Raw genomic sequence first — 21,404 nt, 5'->3', positions numbered from 1 at the left:
GTCACGCGTTACTGACTGGCCTGCTCATACGCTCGGCGCATGGTGTGCCACGTGTGCGGGTCAGCCGGTATCAGGTGCTCGATGCGCAAGGAGTTCACCGTGACATCCTGCGGCATGCCAAATGTTGTGAAGGTAGACAGGAAGTTCAGCTCGCCCTGTTGAGAGTTGACCCGCGTCATCACCAGCGGTGGCAGCTCATCGCTCAACACCTCCGGCATGGCGGGGGCGGGCAGTTGCTCCAGCAGGTGCGCCAATTCGCGATTGTCCAAGGCTTCACGCGCAGCCCTTTGCCAGGCAACACGCCTGATTTCACAGGCGTTGATCAGGTGGTCACCCAAGCCACCCGGTTGCAGCAGGGTCACAAGCAGGTTCAATCCTTGAGCGTTATCAGGCGTTAATCCCACCAGGTCAAACAACACTTGAGTGCTGGCGTTGGCGGCCAGGACCTGCCACTGACTGTCCAAAACAATAGCGGGGGCGGGATTGTTGGCGTGCAGCACATGCTGGATGGCTTCATGGATGGCCTGCATTGAAGGCGAAGCGAGCGGGGTTGCTTGGTAGCGTGGCGCGTATCCTGCGGCCAAAAAGACGTTGTTGCATTGCTCCAGTGGGGCCTGAAGCGCCATTAGCAGGTTGTGCAGCGTCCCCGTCCCCGGTGTGGCACGGCCCGTTTCTATACAACTCAGGTGACGCTGTGAAATGCCACTGATCAGGGCAAGGTCCAGTTGGCTCAGTCCAGCCTGTCGGCGAATCAGGCGCAGTTGTGTACCGGCGCTATCAGATGGCACTGCTCGTGGGAACGGTTGGCTGTTCATGGATGAACTCTTGTGGGCACAAGGCAAACGTCTATGACCTGACAGGTCATTGCTTGGCCGGTGACGTTATCACTAACGTAACGGCAGCTGACACCCCCTTTGCTCAAGGATGGCCATCATGAAAAAACCTTACCTCGCGCTCATCGCACTGCTGCTGTTCTCCTCGTATACGGCGTTCACCTTGTGGCAGGCCGACCAATCCCTGATTGATTTCGGCCTGCAACTTATGTCCAAGCCCGATACGGCCCAGGTGGTGATTGACTTGTATGTGTTGGGTGGCATGGCCTGTGTCTGGATGTATCGCGATGCTCGCTCGAAGGGGCGTCCGATCGTTACTGTATGGCCTTATTTTCTGCTGACGGCGGTGTTCGTCTCGATAGGTCCGCTGCTGTATATCGTGGTCAACGGCTTTCGGCATCCGCAATCAGGAAAGTAGCGGCAAGTTGTAGCAGACAGGTCAGTTTGGTATTGTCCGCGCGCTTTCTGAGCCCTCATGCGTGAAGAACTCAGCAAGACAGTACCTGGTCAGCCTTAAGCCTTGCGCCATATCCGTTTGTGCGCCCCTCTTAAAATGCCCCGATGTTCATTTGGCGCGCCGCGCGTTACACGCCCGCAATGGCCTGTGCCTGACGTGGGCAATCGTCGGCGAGATGGCAGCGTTCGGCAGTGCGAAATACCAGGTACCCCGTTTTCCTTAAAGGAGTATCCAGTGAAAACACTGTTCAAAACCCTGCTGACAAGCACCGCCGTGGTTGGCTTTTTTGCGCTGGCCGGTTGTGCCACTGAAAGCTCGCGCGCATTACCCATTGAGAAAGTCGCCAGTGCCAGCGTTGCGTACCACGGTGTGCGCGTGCCAATTGCGGTGGGCAAGTTCGATAACCGCTCCAGTTACATGCGCGGGATTTTTTCTGATGGTGTCGACCGCCTCGGCGGACAAGCCAAGACCATCTTGATCACCCACTTGCAGCAGACCAACCGCTTCAGCGTGCTGGACCGCGACAATATGGGCGAAATCGCCCAGGAAGCTGCGATCAAAGGCCAGGCCCAAAAGCTCAAAGGCGCGGATTACGTCGTGACAGGCGATGTGACCGAGTTCGGTCGCAAGGAAACCGGCGACCGTCAATTATTCGGTTTGCTGGGTCGTGGTAAAACGCAGGTGGCTTACGCCAAGGTCAACCTGAACATCGTCAACATCAGCACCTCAGAAGTGGTCTATTCGACTCAGGGTGCAGGTGAATATGCCTTGTCCAATCGTGAAATCGTGGGTTTTGGCGGCACTGCCAGCTATGACTCCACACTCAACGGCAAGGTGCTGGACCTGGCCATGCGTGAAGCGATCAATCATTTGGTAGACGGTATCAACGCTGGCGCCTGGAACCCGCGTTCAAACTGATCAGTGATGCATCAAGGAGCAGTACAAGGATGAGCAAGGCAGTCAAGTTGTCGCTGATGCTGGCAGGATTCATGATAGTGGCCGGTTGCCAAACCGCGCCCAAACCGCTGTATCAGTGGGAAAGCTATCAGCCGCAGGTGTACGAATACTTCAAGGGTGAACCCAAGGAGCAGCAGGTCGAGGCACTGGAGCGCGATCTACAAAAGATCAATGCCAGCGGTCGTTCAGCTCCGCCCGGTTATCACGCGCATTTGGGCATGTTGTACCTGTCGATGGGCAAGGATGATCAGATGGTGCAGCAGTTTCGCACTGAAAAAGCCTTGTTTCCCGAGTCCGGGCCTTACATGGACTTCTTGCTCAAGAACGCCAAGGCCGGAGATACCAAATGAGTGCGCGTTATTTAGCGGTGTTGTTGAGCCTGGCCTTGCTGGGCGGCTGCGCAGCCCCCAAAACCATCGACTACGCGGCGTTTAAACAAAGCCGTCCGAAAAGCATCCTGGTACTGCCACCGATCAACGAGTCTCCCGAAATTCAGGCCTCCTACAGCCTGGTGTCGCAGGTCACGTACCCGTTGGCCGAGGCGGGTTACTACGTGCTGCCGATTGCGTTGGTGGATGAAACTTTCCGCCAGAACGGGCTGACCACGGCCAATGATATTCAGGCTGTATCACCGGCCAAGTTGCAGGAAATCTTTGGCGCAGACGCTGGGCTTTACATCACCGTCACTGAGTACGGCACGCGCTACATGCTGATCGCCAGTGACACCGCTGTCACGGCCACGGCAAAACTGGTGGACCTGAAAACGGGCACCACGTTGTGGACCGGTGTGGCTCGGGCTTCCAGCGAAGAGGGCAACGGCAACGGGGGAGGCATTATCGGTATGTTGATCACGGCTGCCGTCAAGCAGGTGATTAACAGCTCCACCGATGCTGCACACCCTATTGCGGGTGTAGCCAGTGCCCGATTGCTGTCGGCTGGCCAGCGCACCGGGATCCTGTATGGGCCTCGATCGCCCAAATACGGTTCGGACTGATTGCGGCAGTGTCAGTGGCGCCCGCACCGGCCACTGACACACCGTGTCGGGTAAATTTTTTAAATGGACGTCCTTCAGAGCAGGCACGTTGAGTACTGAAATATGAATCGTCGCAAAAAAATAACGCAACTCTTGAAGGCTCACGCTAAAAAAGCCAGTGCCAAATTGGCACCGAAAAACAAGGTGAAGTACATCAGCAAAGCTGACCGCATGAAACTCGCGGCTGAACCCGAACCCGTTCGCGGCGAAGAAATGCCCGCTGAGGAGTGACGTGTTCCGGTCAGGTTCCAGGAGCAATCGTATGTTGAGTTTTGGTAAGTGGCAGGACGCCAGGGATGGGGCGAAAAGGATAATTGCGGAACTAAAAACAAAGGGCCTGCATGAAGAATCTCATGCAAGCCCTTGATTTGTTTGGTGCCCGAAGCCGGAATCGAACCGGCACGTCCTTTCGAACGGGGGATTTTAAGTCCCATGCGTCTACCAATTTCGCCATTCGGGCGGTAGCGCTGTGCAGCGCGTCAGGGAGGATGGGACTTTAATTGCTTAAAGTGCTCAAGAGCCTGCGTGACAGGTGGACGAATATATAGAGGCTTGTGCAATGAGGCAAGTTCGATAACGTCCATTTATGTACATTTTTTTACCCGAGTGCCTCATAAAAACGTCGAAAAATCATGAAGCTATGAACGCCCACTGTTGGTGGGCAAGGCGTTGGCTGTCTTAAGGCAGGCATCGGCCTGGTTTATCCGCCGCCTCCCCAAGCTGGTTTAGGCTAGGGTATTTGCAGGTTTGCAACTGTAGTAAGCGAAATGAATACGAGTGTGATTTATGCGCTGGTGGCTGCTGCGCTGTTTGGTGCAAGTACTCCGCTGGCCAAGCTGTTGGGCACCGATATTTCCCCTGTGTTGTTGGCCGGGTTGTTGTATGTGGGCAGTGGCGCGGGGGTGTTGCTGGTGCGTTGTGTCAGAGACCGTGGCTGGAAATCGTCAGGGTTAAGTGCTTGCCAATGGCCGTGGTTGCTGGGTGCCATTGCATTTGGTGGGGTCATGGGCCCCGTGGCGTTGATGTTTGGTTTGACGCGCACATCCGGCGCCACAGCGTCTTTGATGTTGAATCTGGAGCCTGTGTTGACGGCGTTGCTGGCGTGGGTGGTGTTTAAAGAAAACGCCGACCGCCGAATTGTCTTGGGTATGTTGGCGATTATTGCGGGCGGGGTTGTGTTGGCCTGGCCGTCAGTTGGGGTGGGCGTTGGGGGGCAGTCCCTGTCAGGGCCGTTAGCCGTGGCGTTTGCCTGCCTGTGTTGGGCCGTGGACAACAACTTGACCCGCAAGGTCTCGGCTTCTGATGCGCTGTATATCGCGGGCGCCAAAGGTGTGTTTGCCGGTGGCGTCAATTGCGCAATAGCCCTGTCGCTTGGCGCCCAGTTGCCCGCATTGGCGGTATTAACGCCGACTTTGCTGATCGGTTTTCTCGGCTATGGTGTGAGCCTGGTGCTGTTTGTGCTGGCACTGCGCGGCCTGGGGGCTGCACGCACCGGTGCGTATTTTTCCACAGCGCCTTTTTTAGGCGCTGCGCTCGCGATCCTGGTGTTGGGTGAGTCGGTGTCGCTCCCGTTCTGGTTGGCTGCTGCATTCATGTCTATGGGGGTGTGGTTGCATTTGACTGAGTTGCACACGCACGAGCATCACCATTGGTTGATAGAGCACGCCCACCGTCACCATCATGATGAACATCATCAACACGAACATGTCGAAGAGGTGGCGAGGGATAAGCCCCATAGCCATATGCATGTACATCTGCCGATCAATCATAGCCACCCGCACTTTCCGGATATTCATCATCGGCATCGGCACTGAGGTGCAAAATCGCTACCGTTTAACCCCTCAATGGAGTCATTGAACGCGCATGTTTGAACACTTGGATTTCAATTACCTGCTGGCAACCTATGGTTATCTGGTCATTTTTATTGGCTGTTTGCTGGAAGGCGAGACCATTCTGATTTTGGGCGGTATGGCGGCCCATCAGCATGTACTCAAGCTGCTGCCGGTGATTGGTTATGCCAGTTTGGCCGGGATGCTGGGTGATCAGTTGCTGTTTTGGACCGGCCGCTACTTTGGGGAACGCCTGTTACCCAGGCTGCACAAGCAACAGGCGGCCATAGACAAGGTGACGCACCTGGTGAATCAACACCCCACGGTGTCGATTTTTACCGTGAGGTTTCTCTACGGCATGCGTTTGATGGGGCCGATGGTGATTGGCGCGTGCAAGGTGTCGCCCCTCAAGTTTGCGTGTATCAATCTGTTAGGCGCGCTGGTATGGGCCACGCTGTTTGCCAGTGCCGGATATTGGGCCGGGGATTTCCTGCAACAGGTATTGGGCGATCTGAAACCGTACCGTTGGCCTATCATTTTGGGGGTGATGGCCTTGGTGGTGGTTGTGGCGCTTGTGCGGCATGTCAGGGCTAAGCGCAAAGCTGCGCAAGAGGGGTAAAGCGACTCGCACCTGTATGTAGTTGCAATGAATAAACCCCAAAGGCAAAGTTCGGGAGCGCTGGTGGCGTGATAAATCCCTTGGCCTAGACTCTTGGCAGGCAGACCGGGGAGAAGGTCTTCAACGTCTGCTCACGCCCCGGTTCGATGATGAAAAAGGAGGTCTGGATGCTTATTCGCGTGATGATTCTTGCTGGCGTATTGTTGTCTGGCGCCGCACAGGCTGCTGACATTGATAGCCCCTTGAAACAGGACATTGGAAAGTATCGCCCGCTGGTTATTTTTGCTCGTACGTCTGCTGACCCCACATTGAAAACGTTGAAAGAAAACCTCGAAGAACAGACCACGCAGCAACGGCTCAAAGACCGCAAGATGGTGTTGTATACGGTTGAAGGTTTGAGCGGTAAACGCGACGGCAAAAACCTGGAACAACCAGAAACCATGGCGCTGATTCGGGGGCTCAGTGTAGGTGTCATCAACAGCACCCAAGTCCTTGTTTTTGGCAAAGACGGCCAGCCTGTGCCATTACCTGCCGACACACACGACCTCAATATCATCTTCAGCGCAATTGATAACTTGCCTGCTCAAGAGAAAGAGTACTCAAGGCCTGAGGATCTGGTGACCCCACCCGATAGAGCTAAAAAAGGCAAAGGCGAGACCGCTGTAAAAGCGTCCCGGCCAGCGAAAGCCCCACAGCCTCTGGATGATTGAGGTTGAACAATCTGCGAGCAAAAAAAGGCCCGCTGGGGGAAGCGGGCCAAGAGGGATTCACTAAAGGAGTGGGTTCAATTTAGGCTCTGGAATGTGAACGGCGCGTGAAAAACATGTGCTCAAAACAGAAAACGCTGGCCAATGTGTGCGGTACAAATACGCCTCAGCTGTAACGCAAGTCTTGCCCGGTGATCCGTTAGGGTGTGTTCAACCACCCTTTAAACACCGGACGTAAACATGCCGTTCTCCCTCGAATTAATCTCAGCGTTTGTGTTGTTTGCGTTCGTCTCCTCCATCACCCCTGGTCCCAACAACACCATGTTGCTGGCCTCGGGCGTTAACTTTGGGTTTCGCCGAACTCTTCCTCACGCATTGGGTATCAGTTTTGGCTTTATGTTTTTGGTATTGGCGGTGGGATTGGGTCTGGGCGGGGTGTTCAAGGCCGTGCCGGTGGCTTACACCGTATTGCGCTACCTGGGCGCCGCCTACTTGTTGTATCTGGCATGGAAGGTCGCCACCAGCGGGCCAGTTTCAACTACGCAAAATGTACATGGCGCACCGTTGAGCTTTTGGGGTGCAGCCGCTTTTCAGTGGGTCAACCCCAAGGCCTGGGTGATGGCGGTCGGTGCAATTACCACGTACACCCCCTCGCAGGGATACATCGTCAATGTGTTCATCATTGCGCTGGTGTTCGCGGTGATCAATTTGCCCAGCGTCTGCGTGTGGGCAGGCTTTGGCAGTGCTTTGCGCTCCGTGCTGACCAAGCCCAAGTGGTTATTGGCATTCAATCTGAGCATGGCGCTGCTGTTGGTGCTGTCGTTGTACCCGATCCTGTTTGATCACTGAGCACCGCACTCGGCATCATTGAGCCACTCCTGACTCAGGGTGTCAGTGTCGCCGAGGTACTCCAGCAACCAGCTCATGGCCGGGGAATGGTTGTTTTGTACCCAGGCGATGCAGGAGGGGCTGGCGGGGAAGGGACGTTGCAGGTGCAGGGCCACCAACTGCCCTTGTGCGATCAGAGGTTGAGCCAGATGCGCAGGCACCATGCCAACACACAAGCCTTCGCACAGGCAGGCCAACGCCGTCGCCCAGTCAGGGACCATCATTCGGCGTTGGTTGTCGAGCGTCCAGGTGTCGCGTTTGGGCAGGTTGCGTGATGTGTCATCCATGCACAACGAGGGGTAGGGCCGCAGTTGTTCATCACTGAGCAAGCCTTGGCAGGAGGCCAGCGCATGATCAGGGCTGGCAACGCATAACCAGTGTAGAAACCCCATGTCGCGAAAGGCAAAACTGCCCGCTACCGGGATGGCACGCGTCGCGCCGATGACGATGTCGGTGCGGCCATCGACCAGGGCGTCCCACACGCCGTTGTACACCTCGTAGCGAATAATCAGTTCCACGTCGGGGAAGTGTCGGTAAAAGTCGATGGCCATTTGCTGGCAGCGCGGTTGCTTGGTGATGGAGTCCACCGCGACCCGTAACTGGCCGCTCCAGCCATTGGCCACTTGCTGGCACAGGCGACGCGTGCCGAGCATTTTTTTCAGCACGTCACGGGCTTCTTTGACAAATAGCTGACCGGCCGGGGTCAGCTCCACATCCCGGTGACGGCGCACAAACAACGGCACCGCCAACCACACTTCCAGTTGACGCACCGTATAACTGATGGCCGATGGCACCCGATGCAGCTCTTGGGCTGCGCCGCTGAAGCTGCCATGCCGGGCTACGGCATCAATGACATCCAGAGAATATTCAGACCACACAGTTTTGCCTTCGAAATAATTGATGCCAAAGTGAAATTATTATCGCTTCACAAGCGAATGCTCAGCCGGATAATGCACGCCAGTCAACAAATTGTTTGATGGGAAGCTTTTAGGTGCACATGAAGAACTCGTTTGGTTTCACCTGTTACCTCGCCGGCCTCAGCATGCTGGGCTATTTGGCGATGGATATGTATTTACCGGCATTTGGCACATTGCGCAGTGAGTTACAGCTGTCAGCCGGTGCGGTGGGGGCCAGTTTAAGCATCTTTCTGGCCGGTTTTGCGTTTGGCCAATTGCTCTGGGGACCGCTGTCGGATCGGCTTGGACGCAAGCCTGTGCTCTTGACGGGTTTGTCGATGTTTGCGTTGGGCTGCCTGGGCATGCTCTGGGTCGACAACGCGGTGTGGCTGTTGAGCCTGCGCTTTGTTCAGGCCATCGGCATTTGCGCCGCAGCGGTGACGTGGCAAGCCCTGGTGATTGACCGTTACCCGGCCGACAAAGCCAATCGGGTGTTTGCAGGCATTATGCCGCTGATGGGCTTATCGCCAGCCCTGGCGCCCCTGTTGGGGGCCGTGGTGCTCAACCATTTGGGGTGGCAGGCAATCTTCACGGTGTTGCTGGGGATTTCTCTGATGCTGTTGGTGCCCACGTTGCTGCTTAAAGACAAGCCGCGCGTACGTATTCAGACCGACCCTGCGCGCGTGAGTTACTTCCAGTTGCTGAGTTCGGCGACGTTCAGCGGCAATGTGATGATTTTTGCAGCGTGCTCAGCCAGTTTTTTCGCTTGGCTGACGGCTTCACCCTTCATCCTCGGCGACATGGGTTACAGCCCGAATGATATTGGCTTGAGCTATGCGTTTCCGACGCTGGCATTTTTGATTGGCGGCTACAGCTGCCGCAGTGCCTTGCAGCGCATCAAAGGCCGTACGTTATTGCCCTGGTTGTTGTTGGCTTATTGCGCAAGCATGGTGGGACTCTATGTCGTGGCCACACAGACTGAACCCACGCTGATCACTTTGTTGATTCCGTTTTGCCTGATGGCGTTGGTCAACGGTGCGAGTTACCCGATCGTGGTCGCCAACGCCTTGCTGCCATTTTCCAAAAACTCAGGCAAAGCTGCTGCACTGCAAAATACCCTACAGCTTGGTTTGTGCTTTCTGGGCAGTCTGCTGGTATCGGCCTACATCAGTAAGCCGCTAGAAATCACCGTCGAAGTCATGTTGGCTTCAGCACCTGTAGCACTGTTGGGGTACATGATTCAGCGGCGCAAAGTAGTGGCCGAAGGTCTGGCAACGCGCTGAACTTTGTCGTCATTGTGGGCATCAAAGCGTTTTCGAGTCACTGCGTGAGCGCTTTGGATGACCCAAATCATTACCCCGGACACCCCGCCACACGTTCACACCGAACATGACGCAAAAATGTTTGGTTCACCCAAGGACCGTCTGGACTTTTATCGCCGCGAAATCCAGTACGAAACCAGCATCTTGTCCCACCGCACGGACGCCTATCTGGCAGCCCAGTCTTTTTTGGTGATCGCATTTGCGTCGAGCATGGCCAACCTCAACCCGGAGTGGGGCAAGTTCTTCACGTTGACCGTGCCACCGATGTTGGCGGTGTTGGGGCTGATGATTTCGTTGAATGCCTGGCCGGGTATTCGGGCTGCGTACGACATCATCGATCATTGGCACTTCAAGCAGAGTGAGTTGCTAAGCAGCGAGCCACAGATGGGGCTTGCTTATGACGAGTCGCCGCTGTTTTGTGAGATGGAGTCGACGCACAAAGGCTACAAAAAATCGTTGATGTTCTCGGTACGGTCGCCTTGGCTGTTCGCCTGCTTCTGGTTGGTACTGGGTGCGTTTTCGCTGTACATCCAGATCGATAACCCAATGACTTAAGGGTGTTTCAAACCGTGAAAAAGCCGAGCCTCATTACAGGCCCGGCTTTTTCATTGGGCGTCATGCCACGTCGACCAGTACGATTTCGCTGTCCTCCAGTGCCTGTACGCGCAGCACGCTTTCATCAGCAATGGCCACCCCGTCACGGGCATTGGCTCGCAGGCCGTTGACCTCAATCACACCGGTCGCAGGCACCAGATACGCACGTCTGCCTTTATCCAAGACGTATTCGGCTGTCTCGCCCGCCTTCAGGTTGGCGGCCACCAGGCGAGCGTCGGCGCGGATACGCAGGCTCTCTTGATCACCATCCTTGCCGCTGGCCAATGTCACAAAGCCTTCACGCTGACCTTTAGGGAACGGTTTGGCGCCCCACGCAGGTGCATCACCGGCCTGATTGGGCAGGATCCAGATCTGGAAAATCTTGGTCGCGGTCGATTCCAGGTTGAACTCGCTGTGCGCAATGCCAGTGCCGGCACTCATGACTTGCACATCGCCTGCTTCAGTGCGGCCTTTGTTGCCCAGGTTATCTTCATGAGTGATGGCGCCTTCTCGCACATAGGTGATGATTTCCATGTCACGGTGCGGATGTTTTGGGAAACCGGTGCCGGGAGCGATGACGTCGTCGTTCCACACGCGCAGGTTGCCCCAGTTCATGCGTTGCGGGTCGTGGTACTCGGCGAACGAAAAGTGATGATGCGCGTCCAACCAGCCGTGATTCGCGCCGCCCAGTGTGTTGAAAGGTCTGAGTTCAAGCATGATGCTGCTCCTGTTCGGGTCAGTCGGGCGAAGGATGCTGCTACCCGATCGATGATGGGAGTGAGTGTCCAATAATGATTAATCGATAAAAAGCGTAAAAAATGCTTTAAACCAATCTACTTATTCGATGCTTATCCGTGGCAACAGATAATCCTTTGCCTTCAAAGCACAAGCTAAACTGCTGACATTCAAGCAATTAGCTAGAACTCTTCGCGCAATGGGGCGACCATAGTGCCCCCGGACAGCCTCACACCCTGGAGTCAGCGTGCCGCAACACAAATCCGATCAGCCTGATGAACTCGCTCCTATCACTCAACTGCCTTTGCTCAAGCGCCTGGCTGCACGGTTGTTTGGCAGCGGTTTAACCCGTTTGCGGGCTCAACACGCAGCATCGTGGTTGCATGGCCAGGCGGACGGGTTTCGCAGCGGGCACAGCGCGGGGGTGGATTACGGCTACAAAGAGGGCCACGCAGAGGGATTTGAAGACGGGCGTCAGGTGCTGCACATCAATGACACGCGATCCCGGGAACTGCGCGGGCCGGGGGTCGACGATGACTTGTTCGATGACTGGCGCCTGCCCCTGACGGCTGAGTTGAAAAAGCAGGTCAAGGCTGATGTGGCGGCGATGTTGCCGGCGCATGCGCAACCCAGTGCGGCGCAATGGAAGATGATCTTCAGTGACACCCCTTCAACCTCGGTAGTCGCGGGTGCAGGGGCAGGGAAATCGACCTCGCTGGTGTTGCGTATTTTGCTACTCAGCCACTACTTGGGTTTTGAGCTGAGTTCGATGACCGTCGTCACCTTTACCCGAGAGTCGCGTAAGGACTTTATTGCCAAGCTGCAAGAAGTGTTCGGTTTGTGGGGGCAAGCCCTGAGTTTCAAGCAGGCGCAGGACGTTGTACGCACCTTTCATTCGCGTATTTTGCCGATGGTGCGCAGCCTGCCGGGTTACGCCAAGTTAGAAGCCTTTGAAAACCTCAGTGCGCGCAGTGCCCAGGCGGATGAAGAGGTTGAGAGCAATCCTTTTGATTTGCGCATCAACGACACCCAGCGCCAACAACTGAATGCCTGTTATCACGCGCTGTACACCCGTGACGAACGCTTCAAGACGCTTATAGCGCCGCTGTGTCGGCATGCTCTACAGCTCAGGGCGCTGGAACGTGATCATCCTGATGTGCAAAAGCGCATGGCGGTGACTGAATTAGCCGCCAAGCGCGATGAAGAACTCTGCGACACCCTCGAAGATTTATGGTTTGGCGCGGGCGCGTGGCCTATCCAGGGCATTGAGCTGAGCCGTGAAACCTTCCAGATCAATGGCTCCACCTTCCATTGCCACGGTTATATCCCGCAGCTCGACGCGTGGGTGGTGTTGGGGTTTGATCCAGGAGAAAGCCCGCAGATCAGCCGTCCCAATGCCAAGCTGACCGTGCGCGCTGAGTGCGCAGTCAAGAAGACCCTGTTTCGAGCTTTCTGCGATAAGCCATTGATATGGATAGATAGTTATAGTGCGTCAAAGCGTGTTCTATCCGCGCTGGCGGATGAGGCGAGCGCGGGGCCGGGCATTGACTACAAGCTCAAGGGGGAGCTGAGTTCAGCGCCGCTGCTGGACTGTTTTGTCAGCGCCGCCAGCTTTATCGAGAACCTTGGGCTGGATGTTGCGATGGCTGTCGGTGACATGCGCTTTGCCAAGGACGACCCCGACCGGTTTTTCTTCGAGGCGTTGAGCCTGTATTGGCGTGCCCTGGAAGATCACTTGCTGGCGCAAACCCCGCCAGTCATGACCTATAACCGCATGTTCGCGCTGTTTGGCGAGAACAGCCCCGAAAATTTCAAGCTGCTCAACCATGAGCAATTGCGTCCGCTTTCGCACTTGATGATCGATGAATTTCAGGACGTTTCGCCACAGATCGTCTCCTGGTTGCGTGCCAGTTTGCGCGAGATCCGCAGCCGCGGCCCCGCCATGCACATCGGCCGGGGCGCACAACGTTCGTCGTTGCTGTGTGTTGGCGATGATTGGCAGTCGATTTACGGCTGGCGGGGCAGTTCGCCCAAATACTTTATGGATTTCAATAAAGAGTTTGTTTCACCGGCCACTACGCGGGTGATGCTCAGTGACAATTTCCGTAGCCACCAGCACATTATTGATGCCGCCGAACACATCGTGCGTGCAGCGCCCGGTATTCCCGGCAAGCGTGCCAAAGCGAGTGGAGAACCAAAAACCTTGGTGCCGGTTGCTGTATTGAATCGTGACGATCAGGCACTGGCCGCACAACTGATCGAGCATTACAACGCAGGTAACAGCGTCTTAATGTTGTATCGAAAAAGCAGCGATAAGTTATTGATAGAAAAAGAAATACAGCCTGTAGTTAATGCGGATTCTAGATTGCCGCCAGAGGCACGCAGGCTTAAACAGTTGACCTATCACAGTTCCAAAGGGCTGCAAGCGGATGCGGTTTTCCTGCTGGGAGACTGTCAGCATCTGACGTCATCGCCCTACAAAAATCAGGTGTATCGCATGGCTGGGCTAGGTAAGGCGGGTGACCCCGAGCCGTATGATTCGGCGCAGAAGGACGAGGTGCTGCGTCTGGCCTATGTCGGTATCACGCGTGCGATCAAGCATTGTTATTGGTACGTAGAAAGCCAGGACGCTCAAGGGCCGAACATCCCCAAGGCTTCTGATCGGGTACCTAAAGACAAAGCCTTCTTCGAAGACATGCGTGGCGTCACTGCCCAGACGCAGCGCTAGAAGAGCGAGCCTTCGCACTTGAGTCTTAAGGCGAAGGCGCAAGGTCAGCCGCGCGCCCCCCCGTCGCTCAAGACGGGTGCGGCGTCACACGGTAGACGCACCGGCGATCGCCGGTGATCAAATGCTCAATGCGTTCAACGTCAGCGTCTTGCCCTAACGCCGCCTGAAACACTTGCAGCTCCGAGCGACAGAAGCCCTGACATTTCTGCGCGGCAATGCAAATCGGACAATGGCTTTCTATCAGCAGCCAGCTTTCACCGTCGGCCTGCATGCTGGCCATATAACCGGCCGCGTCACGAATCCTTACCAGAACCATGACTTTTTCTTCGAGACTGGTGGCCTGCGCGCACGCGTTGACGTAGTCGTGGGTATTGGCTTGTTCAATGCTGCTGACCACTTTATCGATGCCATCGTTGCCGTAGATCAACTTGATCGAATCAATCAGCTGCAAGGTGAGCTGTGCGTGCGTGTCGGGAAACCGCGCCTGCGCCGCAGGGGTCAGCGCCCACTTCTGCGAGGGGCGGCCAGCGCCTGCCGAAGGCACGACTTGACCGACAATCAGCTCGGCCTCCAGCAGTTTTTGAATTTGCTGGCGTGTGGCCTCAAGGGTGATTTTTAGCAGCGGTCCCAGGTCGGCAGTTTTAAGCGGGCCATGGGATTTGAGCAAAAACAGAATCCGTTCAGCAGTGGCGCCGGTGTTGCGCGAGGCAGTGGCGGAGTCGGTCGGGGTTGCGCACATAGGGCAGTTGTCGTCTCAAGAGGGATGGGTGAAGCCGGGCGTGATCATACCCACAACTTCAAAAAATAATTATCAAAGCTTTACCTTTTGTAATAGGCTCGATGCAACGGAATGTAACTCAGGACAGGGATATGACAACGGCAACAGGATGGGCGGCATTATTGCTGGGCAAAAACGGACTCAGGTCCTTGGCGCTGGCGGGTGGAGTCGCGTTGCATGCGATCAACGTGTACTTGGTCACCACCATTTTGCCGTCTGTGGTCAAGGACATCGGCGGGCTTGATTACTACGCCTGGAACACCACGTTGTTTGTCGTGGCTTCGATTATCGGCTCAGTGCTGTCGGCCAAGTGCCTGACAGGCCTTGGGCCAAAACTCGCTTATGCAGTAGCGGGTGTGATTTTTGCCATCGGCTGTGGCATTTGCAGCCTGGCGCCGGACATGGGCGTGTTGATTCTTGGGCGCACAGTGCAAGGGTTGGGGGGCGGATTATTGTTCGCCTTGCCGTACTCGATGATCCGCCTGGTGTTCGATGAAGGCTTGTGGCCGCGCGCAATGGCCCTGATTTCGGGCATGTGGGGCGCTGCGACGTTGATCGGACCTGCGGTGGGCGGTGTATTTGCGCAATATGACGCCTGGCGTGCGGCGTTCTGGGTGCTGATCCCCGTCACACTGGTATTCATGTTGCTGGCTACGCTGATGCTGCCAAAGAAAAGCACCGAGCCGCGTGCCAAGGTCTCGGTGCCGATGGTGCAACTGGCGCTATTGACCGCAGTGGTGCTGGCCATCTCCCTGGGCAGCATCAAACCCTCGCCCTTGTTCAATGGCTTGGGGTTACTGGTCGGGTTGGTGCTGTTGTATGCGGTGTACCGGGTGGAAGGCAGCGACAAACATCGCATGTTGCCCAAAAACAGCCTGAGTTCCCACGGCGCATTGTTGCCGATCTATCTGTCCATGAGCTTGATGGTCATTGGCATGACCAGTGAAGTCTTCGTGCCGTACTTCTTGCAAGTGCTACACCTGCAAACGCCGTTGGTAGCGGGGTATATCGCGGCTTTAATGGCGGCTGGCTGGACGTTGGGAGCGCTCTACAGTTCGAGCCTGGCCCGTGAGTCGGCCAATCGGGCAACGCTGTATGGCCCGGTGTTTGTCGTCGTGGGGTTGGCGCTGGCGTGCTTTTTTGTCCCGCAAACCACCGGTTCTTTACTGAGTTTGTGCGGGGTCTCGGTGGGCATGGTCTGCGTGGGTACAGGTATAGGTCTGGCGTGGCCACACCTGCTGACGCGGGTATTGGCCAATGTGCCGGATGCTGAGAAAGACATTGCCGGGGCCTCCATTACCACAGTGCAGTTGATTGCCACGGCCATTGGCGCGGCGTTGGCGGGCATGATTGCTAACCTGGCCGGATTTACCACACCGGGCGGCGTGGAGGGTGCCTCGAGCGCTGCGGCGTGGTTGTTTGGTCTGTATGCATTGCTGTCGGGGCTGCTGTTTATCACTGTGCGCCAGGTGATCCGGCGCGATACGGTTGAGGGGCACGTTGATAGAGACGTGCTACTGGCCACTGAAAAGCCGGAGTTGCCATGACTCTGTCCAGCGCATTGAACAGCGGTGAGAGTGAGGTAATGGCAGATGCCGATGTCCTGGGGCAAACCCGGGCGCTTGATATCCGCCTGCTCGGTGGGCGGCCTATCGGTTTGTGTGAAAACCACTTCATCGACTTGACGAGCGCCATTGCCGGGCCGGGCAGTGCGCCGCGCAATGGGGAGGGGCGAGATATTCGGCGCGAAAACCTGTGCCGGTTGGTCTACACCCTGGGCGGTCATGGCGAAATCAGGCAAGCCGAGGTGGACTTTCAGCGCGTACCGTTAACGTTGCCGGATTTGCCACCTGCAACTGCTGCACCTGCTGATGCAGCGGCGCAGGCGGTGCGTATTGATGCGCACAGTCAATTTGGCTATCTGCCGTTGGACATGACGGGTGAAGTGGCCAACATCTCGCTGGACTCAACCCACAATGAGCAGACGCGTTTGACGCTGTCTCATTGGCCTGCCAACCGTACCCCGCAGCCGTACAAAGCCAACCTGTCGACGCAAAGTGCTTTGCGCTACATGGCGCAGGCCACTGCCTGGCCGCAGGCGAGCATCGTCACCAGCGATCATTTCGACCTCGACGGCTTGGCCTCTATCTATGCGTTTCTGGCACCCGAGCACGCGCAGCGTCATGCAGACGTGCTGATCGATGTGGCCCGGTTGGGGGACTACGCTCGCGGTACCTGCAGCCATGCTTTGCAGGTGGCTTTTACCCTAAACCATTTGGCCGAGCGCACCCGCACCTCACGTGCACCCAACGAAAGTCGGCAGTTACTTAAAACCTTTGGCACGTTGCTGCCACTGCTCAACGATGTGATTGAGCGCACGCACACCTACAGCCCAGCCTGGCGCGAGCAATGGCAGCTGCTTGAGCACACCGAAACGCTGTTGTCAGACCCACAGATGCAGCTTGAGGAGCATGCTGATATTGATTTGGCCGTATTTCGCCTGCCCGCGGAGGCGAGCGTTGGAATCAACCCGGGCCAACCCTACTTCGGACTTTCCAATATTGCGTTTCATAACCGCACCCAATGCGGCGTGTTGGCGATCATAAAGGGTCCTTTCATCGAGATTCGCCAACGCTACGAAAGCTGGGTGGAGCGTGTCAGTGGTGTGAGGCGAGACCGCCGCGACCTGGCGATTTTCCAGCGTGCGTTGCAGGATCGCGAGCGGGGTAATGCACAGTGGGGTTACGACGGTGTGCAATGGATCATGCCGGCACTCAAACTGCGTGCCGGCGGCCTGAGTGATCTTTGGCCGCAGACAATACTGGAAGAGCTCAAGCAATTCCTGCGTGTGGCCCCGGTTGCATGGAGCAATGCCTGAGCTGCTGACGTTGCCGGACAACCCGCCGTGCGACCTGCATCGTTAGTATTTACTCAATATCGAGGCCGTTGGCCCGCAATTGATTTCTCAGTTGCGGGCGGTAGTTATGGGAGTAACGCTGGCCCACACTGCTCGACCAACTCTGCGGCTGTGGGCGTTGCTGACGTTGCCAGTGTGCGAGCATCGCCTGGTCGTGCTCGCCTATCGCCGGGGCAATCGCATGGGGGTCATAGCGCTCGTCATGGCGAAAGCTGCTTATCGGCAAGCGCGGTTTTTGCGCGGCCGGATGCAGCACATAGCCAAGCGCCATTCCGCACAGGGCGAAGGTTTTTTCAGGCAATTGCAGCAGTTCAATCATGGCACTGGCATTGGCACGGATGCCGCTAACCGGCACCACGCCCAGGCCCAGTGAGCGGGCTGCCGTCATCATGGTGCTGAGAATGATCCCGGCATCGGTGGCAGCAGCCAGCATGCCTTCAAGGCATCGGTGAATATGTTGCTCGGCCCCGGCCCGGGCAACCCCTTGCGCTGTTTTGTGAAAGTCCACGATCAGCGTGATGAACACGGGTGCGGTCGCAATCCAGGGCTGACCGCCTGCCAGTTCTGCAATACGTTGGCGGGTTTCGGGGGCACGTACCACAACCGAGGAAATGTGCTGCGCATTGAAGGCAGAGGGCGCTTTGTGGCCAGTTTGAATAATGGCGCTTAGCAACTCCTCATCCACAGAGCGTGTTTGGAAGCTGCGCTCGCTACGATGGCGAGTGAGTAAATGAATCGTGTCGTTCATAAAACGCCTCATTCCTTAAGGACTTATTAAACGTTGATCTTTAATCGGTATTTCACGCGGGGCGGGAGGTGTAAACGCGTCTTTTTAGCAAAGAATATCTGGCCATACAAGTTATATAGATTCGTGTTTAGATAATTAAAAAATATAAAAGACATTCCTTGTTTTTATGGAAATCGCGTCTACGCTCCTGCCGTGCCAAGCGGGGCACTCATGTTTGAGTGCCCGAGTGGTGTCTTTTTTTCTGCCCGGTCACTGGCAGAGCCGCAGTGGGTGCAGTGCCAAGTGCCAGGCATGGACGCAAATAACTAATAAGGAAGACAGTGGTATGAACGCGCAAAAACCGACAACCCTTTATGAACGCGCTAACGAAGTGGCGGGTTTAAACAGTGTTGTGGACTTGGTTAAGTTGTCTGATCAATATCGCCAATCGGCTATTTTGCACTTTGCTGTTGACCAGCAGGTGTTTGATCATACCCAGCACCCCGTGTCGGCCGAAGACGTAGCAACGCGTTTAGGATGGACCTCAAATAAAGGCAAAATTTTCCTCAATGGCCTGGTGGCCTTGGGGTTACTCAATAAACACGAGGACCGGTTTAGCAATCAGGTCTTGAGTGATCGTTTTTTAGTCAGCAGCAGCCCTGAATTCATTGGCCCCATCATTGCTCACCAGCGCTTGCAGTGGCAGAACTGGCCGCGGCTGGGCGAGATCCTGGCCACTGGCCAATCCATGGATTTCCAGCAGGAAAACCGTTTCAAGCACGACCAGGCCGCACGTGACGCTTTTAACGATGCGATGGTGCGCTTTAGCCAGCCAATGGTCGATGTGGTGCGTGAACTGTCGATCTTCGATAACGCACGCACGGTAATCGATCTGGCAGGCGGGCATGGCACCTATATCGCCGAAATAGCCCAACGTCACCCCACACTCAAGGGTGAAATCTGGGACTTGGCAGCTACACGCGACGCCGCCCAACACACGCTGGACACCTACAATCTGCACGACCGCTTAACGTTCAAAGAGCGCAACCTGCTCGACTTGGCCAACTACCAGGGCGAAACCGCTGATGTGGTGATGCTTAACGATTGCCTGCACTACTTCACCCGCGAGCAGACCCGCGCCCTGATTGCCTCGGCCAGCCAACTGGTAGCCAAGGGCGGGGCATTGATGATTTTGAGCATGTCGCTGGATGCTAATGAAATCACGCCGGCTCTTTCCGCTGATTTCTCGTTGCACATGATGGTCAATACCGTGAATGGCGAGTTGCACCCCACGCCATGGCTTGTTCAGCAGATGAGTGATCAGGGGTTCGACGTCATGGAAGAAAAACTGGGGCGTTACAGTTTGTTGGTAGGGCGTCGCAAGGGGGAGGTTGCTGACCGTGCTTAAGCTTCTTGCGCTTCAGTCCCCTGCTTGCGCCGCCCGGCATCGTGCCTGGGCCAATGATTTGAGCGCAATTGCCAGCATGGCCGGGTTTGAGTTCCACCTTGAAGGTGAATGGCCTGCGCAGATCGATGGCCTCATTTTGTTGTGCGCCTCAGCGAGTGATGAACAGTTCTTTGCCGAGCATTTGCTTAAGTCACCTGAGCACGCCAAAAACAAGGCTGCGGTGGTGATTGCACTGGATGATTATCCGCAGCATGGCTCGCTCGCATTGCTGAACAGTGCACACGCATTTGTTTATCCTCGCGGCCTGAAGGTGACGAGCCATCAGCCATCAGTGGCAGTCAGCGACTGGTTGGCCGGTTTTTCGAAATTTGCCGCCGCCGTCAAAATGTGGCGTTCGCTGGAGGGCACAACGATTGCCTGCGCCAGGGAAGCCGGGTTGGCGCCTCAGGTCAGCCATATCAATATCCTGACCCGCGACCTCGGCGTTTCACAGGCTTTCTATGAGCAGGTGCTGTCGGCCAGATATTGCTACAACCTTGGCCCGCGCAAGATCGTGATGGAACTCAATGGTTTTGATTTCTTCATTGAGTTAAACCCCACGTTCAGCTACCCGCCGGGCTACCACATCGGTTTGCGTGCATTGCCACACGACGTACAGCGCATTGCCGACAAGGTAGCCACCTGGCCCGGGATCAACGTAGTCAAGGGCAATGGCCCAGCTCCAGGCTTTCATCATGGGCCTGACAACGTGCGCACGGCGGTGTATTTCGAAGACCCTGACGGGTTGGTGATTGAGGTGTATTCCTCTGAAATCGAGATGATTGAAACCAACCCGCGCCTGGTCCTCGACCACCTCTAATCGTTGGACAAACGCGCTGATCGGGTAGCCCCTCGCGTCCCGTTCAGCCTGTCTGTGGCTGACAGAGTGAGTGTATGAAAACTAATAAAGCAGGGCACTGGCCTCGATTTTCGAGCCCGCTGCCCAAAGAGGTGACTGACCGTTTTTTGATGGGCTATGCGCCGCATTTTGTGGAGCATCCCATCAGCCGTCAGGTGCAAGGCGCATTGATCGATATGCTGGCGCTGCCGGTCAGTCAATTGCTCAGCATCATCAGCCAGGTTGAGCAGCCTTTGGCGACGCGCATTGCGGCCGGCGAAGTGCTGGGACTCAAAGGCGATCCGCGTATCGACCCCTTCAACCCGCACATGTTGACGGTGCCCGGCGGTACCGTTCAGATCGGGTTGGCACCTGAGCGTGTGGACCCCGTGATGAGCGCGTTCGAAGGTCTGGGGCTTGATCGCAGCTGGATCGAGAAAGAAACCCCCTGCCATCGGGTCGCACTCGATGAGTACCGGATTGCACGTTATCCGGTGACCAACAGCGAGTATCGGCATTTTTTGCTTGAAACACAGCACCCGGCACTTGCGAGCAGTTGGGCATTCGGCGCTTACCCGCATCATATGGCCAACCATCCGGTGTACAGCGTCGATGCCAGCGATGCGGATGCCTACGCGTGCTGGTTGAGCAAGCGCACCGGGCGTCTGTTCGCCTTGCCCTCTGAAGCACAGTGGGAGCATGCAGCGGCCGGGAGTCAGCGCTTGCAGTTCCCCTGGGGTGAGCACTTTGATGCCACTTTTGCCAACACTGCGGAACTGGGCTTGATGCAAACCACGCCAGTGGGGGTATTCATTGAAGGGGCTTCACCGTACGGGGTGATGGACATGGCCGGTAACGTTGAAGAGTACGTAGCGCAGGCTTACCACCCTTACCCTGGCGGACCACAGATCCGTGATGACCTGGTGCTGGATGTCGGTGAGCATCGCGTCGCGCGGGGTGGAAGCTTCACCCGTTTCCGAGACCTGGCCCGCACCGCGCGTCGTCATGGCCGTTACCCCCGACCGCTCTATGTCATGGGTTTTCGCTTAGTTGAAAACCTGCGCTGATTGTCTGTCATCTGAACTTTTAATTGGGATAC

The 21,404-nt window shown here is 56.2% G+C and carries 22 protein-coding genes and 1 tRNA gene; 17 read left to right on the top strand and 6 right to left on the bottom strand.

The window, feature by feature from the left end:
* Nucleotides 1-8: 8 nt before the first annotated feature.
* Nucleotides 9-815: an MmyB family transcriptional regulator gene (locus tag AP059_RS05570; protein WP_059762355.1), complete on the bottom strand. Its 807-nt coding sequence runs from the start codon at nucleotides 813-815 to the stop codon at nucleotides 9-11.
* A gap of 118 nt (nucleotides 816-933) precedes the next feature.
* On the opposite strand from AP059_RS05570, the gene AP059_RS05565 reads away from it, so the two are divergent.
* The 5 genes from AP059_RS05565 (at nucleotide 934) to AP059_RS21935 (ending at nucleotide 3,511) form a co-directional block, all read left to right on the top strand.
* Nucleotides 934-1,251 (top strand): hypothetical protein, encoded by a 318-nt coding sequence (locus AP059_RS05565; protein ID WP_059762354.1) that lies wholly within the window; start codon nucleotides 934-936, stop codon nucleotides 1,249-1,251.
* 273 nt (nucleotides 1,252-1,524) lie between these two features.
* Entirely contained in the window at nucleotides 1,525-2,208 is a 684-nt protein-coding gene (locus tag AP059_RS05560; RefSeq protein ID WP_048365873.1) for a CsgG/HfaB family protein, read from the top strand.
* Nucleotides 2,209-2,237: 29 nt separating this feature from the next.
* Nucleotides 2,238-2,597: a DUF4810 domain-containing protein gene (locus AP059_RS05555; RefSeq protein ID WP_048365872.1), complete on the top strand. Its 360-nt coding sequence runs from the start codon at nucleotides 2,238-2,240 to the stop codon at nucleotides 2,595-2,597.
* A complete protein-coding gene (locus tag AP059_RS05550) occupies nucleotides 2,594-3,241 on the top strand; it encodes a DUF799 domain-containing protein (protein ID WP_048365871.1) in 648 nt (215 codons plus the stop codon). Before AP059_RS05555 ends, AP059_RS05550 begins: the two co-directional genes overlap by 4 nt.
* A 102-nt stretch (nucleotides 3,242-3,343) precedes the next feature.
* Entirely contained in the window at nucleotides 3,344-3,511 is a 168-nt protein-coding gene (locus tag AP059_RS21935) for a DUF2986 domain-containing protein (RefSeq protein ID WP_082706760.1), read from the top strand.
* Nucleotides 3,512-3,653: 142 nt separating this feature from the next.
* On the opposite strand, the gene AP059_RS05545 is transcribed toward AP059_RS21935, so the two are convergent.
* Nucleotides 3,654-3,740, bottom strand: a tRNA-Leu gene (locus tag AP059_RS05545).
* A 307-nt stretch (nucleotides 3,741-4,047) separates the two neighbouring features.
* Here AP059_RS05545 and AP059_RS05540 point away from each other — a divergent pair.
* The 4 genes from AP059_RS05540 (at nucleotide 4,048) to AP059_RS05525 (ending at nucleotide 7,284) form a co-directional block, all read left to right on the top strand.
* A complete protein-coding gene (locus AP059_RS05540) occupies nucleotides 4,048-5,094 on the top strand; it encodes a DMT family transporter (RefSeq protein ID WP_059762353.1) in 1,047 nt (348 codons plus the stop codon).
* A gap of 49 nt (nucleotides 5,095-5,143) precedes the next feature.
* Nucleotides 5,144-5,728: a DedA family protein gene (locus AP059_RS05535; protein ID WP_059762352.1), complete on the top strand. Its 585-nt coding sequence runs from the start codon at nucleotides 5,144-5,146 to the stop codon at nucleotides 5,726-5,728.
* 167 nt (nucleotides 5,729-5,895) lie between these two features.
* On the top strand, nucleotides 5,896-6,438 hold the full coding sequence (locus AP059_RS05530; protein ID WP_059762351.1) for a DUF4174 domain-containing protein: 543 nt from the start codon (nucleotides 5,896-5,898) through the stop codon (nucleotides 6,436-6,438).
* A gap of 237 nt (nucleotides 6,439-6,675) precedes the next feature.
* Nucleotides 6,676-7,284 carry a LysE family translocator gene (locus AP059_RS05525; RefSeq protein ID WP_059762350.1) on the top strand — a complete coding sequence of 203 codons (609 nt, stop codon included), beginning with the start codon at nucleotides 6,676-6,678 and terminating at the stop codon, nucleotides 7,282-7,284.
* On the opposite strand, the gene punR is transcribed toward AP059_RS05525, so the two are convergent.
* A complete protein-coding gene (gene punR, locus AP059_RS05520) occupies nucleotides 7,278-8,201 on the bottom strand; it encodes a DNA-binding transcriptional activator PunR (protein ID WP_059762349.1) in 924 nt (307 codons plus the stop codon). The two genes, AP059_RS05525 and punR, sit on opposite strands and share 7 nt — an antisense overlap.
* A gap of 119 nt (nucleotides 8,202-8,320) precedes the next feature.
* On the opposite strand from punR, the gene punC reads away from it, so the two are divergent.
* Nucleotides 8,321-9,502, top strand: a complete 1,182-nt coding sequence (gene punC / locus AP059_RS05515; RefSeq protein ID WP_059762348.1) for a purine nucleoside transporter PunC — start codon at nucleotides 8,321-8,323, stop codon at nucleotides 9,500-9,502.
* A 57-nt stretch (nucleotides 9,503-9,559) separates the two neighbouring features.
* Nucleotides 9,560-10,096, top strand: coding sequence for a hypothetical protein (locus tag AP059_RS05510; protein ID WP_059762347.1), 537 nt, complete (start codon nucleotides 9,560-9,562; stop codon nucleotides 10,094-10,096).
* Between the two features lie 60 nt (nucleotides 10,097-10,156).
* Here AP059_RS05510 and AP059_RS05505 read toward each other — a convergent pair whose 3' ends face one another.
* Complete coding sequence (locus tag AP059_RS05505; protein ID WP_059762346.1) at nucleotides 10,157-10,852, bottom strand: pirin family protein; 696 nt, start codon at nucleotides 10,850-10,852, stop codon at nucleotides 10,157-10,159.
* Between the two features lie 265 nt (nucleotides 10,853-11,117).
* Between AP059_RS05505 and AP059_RS05500 the strand changes: the two genes are divergently transcribed.
* Complete coding sequence (locus AP059_RS05500) at nucleotides 11,118-13,598, top strand: UvrD-helicase domain-containing protein (protein WP_059762345.1); 2,481 nt, start codon at nucleotides 11,118-11,120, stop codon at nucleotides 13,596-13,598.
* A gap of 67 nt (nucleotides 13,599-13,665) precedes the next feature.
* Here AP059_RS05500 and AP059_RS05495 read toward each other — a convergent pair whose 3' ends face one another.
* Nucleotides 13,666-14,337 (bottom strand): helix-turn-helix transcriptional regulator, encoded by a 672-nt coding sequence (locus AP059_RS05495; protein ID WP_059762344.1) that lies wholly within the window; start codon nucleotides 14,335-14,337, stop codon nucleotides 13,666-13,668.
* Nucleotides 14,338-14,468: 131 nt separating this feature from the next.
* Between AP059_RS05495 and AP059_RS05490 the strand changes: the two genes are divergently transcribed.
* Both AP059_RS05490 and AP059_RS05485 read left to right on the top strand, forming a co-directional pair.
* Complete coding sequence (locus AP059_RS05490; protein WP_059762343.1) at nucleotides 14,469-15,923, top strand: MFS transporter; 1,455 nt, start codon at nucleotides 14,469-14,471, stop codon at nucleotides 15,921-15,923.
* Entirely contained in the window at nucleotides 15,920-17,254 is a 1,335-nt protein-coding gene (locus AP059_RS05485; protein WP_059762342.1) for a DUF6687 family protein, read from the top strand. Before AP059_RS05490 ends, AP059_RS05485 begins: the two co-directional genes overlap by 4 nt.
* Nucleotides 17,255-17,303: 49 nt before the next feature.
* On the opposite strand, the gene AP059_RS05480 is transcribed toward AP059_RS05485, so the two are convergent.
* Nucleotides 17,304-18,041 carry a nitroreductase family protein gene (locus AP059_RS05480; protein WP_059762341.1) on the bottom strand — a complete coding sequence of 246 codons (738 nt, stop codon included), beginning with the start codon at nucleotides 18,039-18,041 and terminating at the stop codon, nucleotides 17,304-17,306.
* Between the two features lie 325 nt (nucleotides 18,042-18,366).
* Here AP059_RS05480 and AP059_RS05475 point away from each other — a divergent pair, with 325 nt between their 5' ends.
* The 3 genes from AP059_RS05475 to AP059_RS05465 all read left to right on the top strand — a co-directional run bounded on the left by AP059_RS05475 (nucleotide 18,367) and on the right by AP059_RS05465 (nucleotide 21,372).
* Nucleotides 18,367-19,428 (top strand): methyltransferase, encoded by a 1,062-nt coding sequence (locus AP059_RS05475; RefSeq protein WP_059762340.1) that lies wholly within the window; start codon nucleotides 18,367-18,369, stop codon nucleotides 19,426-19,428.
* Entirely contained in the window at nucleotides 19,421-20,287 is an 867-nt protein-coding gene (locus AP059_RS05470; RefSeq protein ID WP_059762377.1) for a VOC family protein, read from the top strand. Before AP059_RS05475 ends, AP059_RS05470 begins: the two co-directional genes overlap by 8 nt.
* 74 nt (nucleotides 20,288-20,361) lie before the next feature.
* Entirely contained in the window at nucleotides 20,362-21,372 is a 1,011-nt protein-coding gene (locus AP059_RS05465; RefSeq protein WP_059762339.1) for a formylglycine-generating enzyme family protein, read from the top strand.
* Nucleotides 21,373-21,404 lie beyond the last annotated feature (32 nt).

This window comes from Pseudomonas sp. TAA207, assembly GCF_001529285.1.
GTDB classification, from domain to species: Bacteria; Pseudomonadota; Gammaproteobacteria; order Pseudomonadales; family Pseudomonadaceae; genus Aquipseudomonas; species Aquipseudomonas weihenstephanensis.
This window is presented reverse-complemented; position numbering and strand designations above follow the sequence as displayed.

Coding starts and splice junctions, on each gene's coding strand:
- AP059_RS05525 (WP_059762350.1), top strand. CDS start 6,676: ATGCCGTTCTCCCTCGAATTAATCTCAGCGTTTGTGTTGTTTGCGTTC.
- AP059_RS21935 (WP_082706760.1), top strand. CDS start 3,344: ATGAATCGTCGCAAAAAAATAACGCAACTCTTGAAGGCTCACGCTAAA.
- AP059_RS05475 (WP_059762340.1), top strand. CDS start 18,367: ATGAACGCGCAAAAACCGACAACCCTTTATGAACGCGCTAACGAAGTG.
- AP059_RS05510 (WP_059762347.1), top strand. CDS start 9,560: ATGACCCAAATCATTACCCCGGACACCCCGCCACACGTTCACACCGAA.
- punC (WP_059762348.1), top strand. CDS start 8,321: ATGAAGAACTCGTTTGGTTTCACCTGTTACCTCGCCGGCCTCAGCATG.
- AP059_RS05565 (WP_059762354.1), top strand. CDS start 934: ATGAAAAAACCTTACCTCGCGCTCATCGCACTGCTGCTGTTCTCCTCG.
- AP059_RS05535 (WP_059762352.1), top strand. CDS start 5,144: ATGTTTGAACACTTGGATTTCAATTACCTGCTGGCAACCTATGGTTAT.
- AP059_RS05505 (WP_059762346.1), bottom strand. CDS start 10,852: ATGCTTGAACTCAGACCTTTCAACACACTGGGCGGCGCGAATCACGGC.
- AP059_RS05570 (WP_059762355.1), bottom strand. CDS start 815: ATGAACAGCCAACCGTTCCCACGAGCAGTGCCATCTGATAGCGCCGGT.
- AP059_RS05550 (WP_048365871.1), top strand. CDS start 2,594: ATGAGTGCGCGTTATTTAGCGGTGTTGTTGAGCCTGGCCTTGCTGGGC.
- AP059_RS05480 (WP_059762341.1), bottom strand. CDS start 18,041: ATGAACGACACGATTCATTTACTCACTCGCCATCGTAGCGAGCGCAGC.
- AP059_RS05485 (WP_059762342.1), top strand. CDS start 15,920: ATGACTCTGTCCAGCGCATTGAACAGCGGTGAGAGTGAGGTAATGGCA.
- AP059_RS05465 (WP_059762339.1), top strand. CDS start 20,362: ATGAAAACTAATAAAGCAGGGCACTGGCCTCGATTTTCGAGCCCGCTG.
- AP059_RS05555 (WP_048365872.1), top strand. CDS start 2,238: ATGAGCAAGGCAGTCAAGTTGTCGCTGATGCTGGCAGGATTCATGATA.
- AP059_RS05530 (WP_059762351.1), top strand. CDS start 5,896: ATGCTTATTCGCGTGATGATTCTTGCTGGCGTATTGTTGTCTGGCGCC.
- AP059_RS05495 (WP_059762344.1), bottom strand. CDS start 14,337: ATGTGCGCAACCCCGACCGACTCCGCCACTGCCTCGCGCAACACCGGC.
- AP059_RS05490 (WP_059762343.1), top strand. CDS start 14,469: ATGACAACGGCAACAGGATGGGCGGCATTATTGCTGGGCAAAAACGGA.
- AP059_RS05540 (WP_059762353.1), top strand. CDS start 4,048: ATGAATACGAGTGTGATTTATGCGCTGGTGGCTGCTGCGCTGTTTGGT.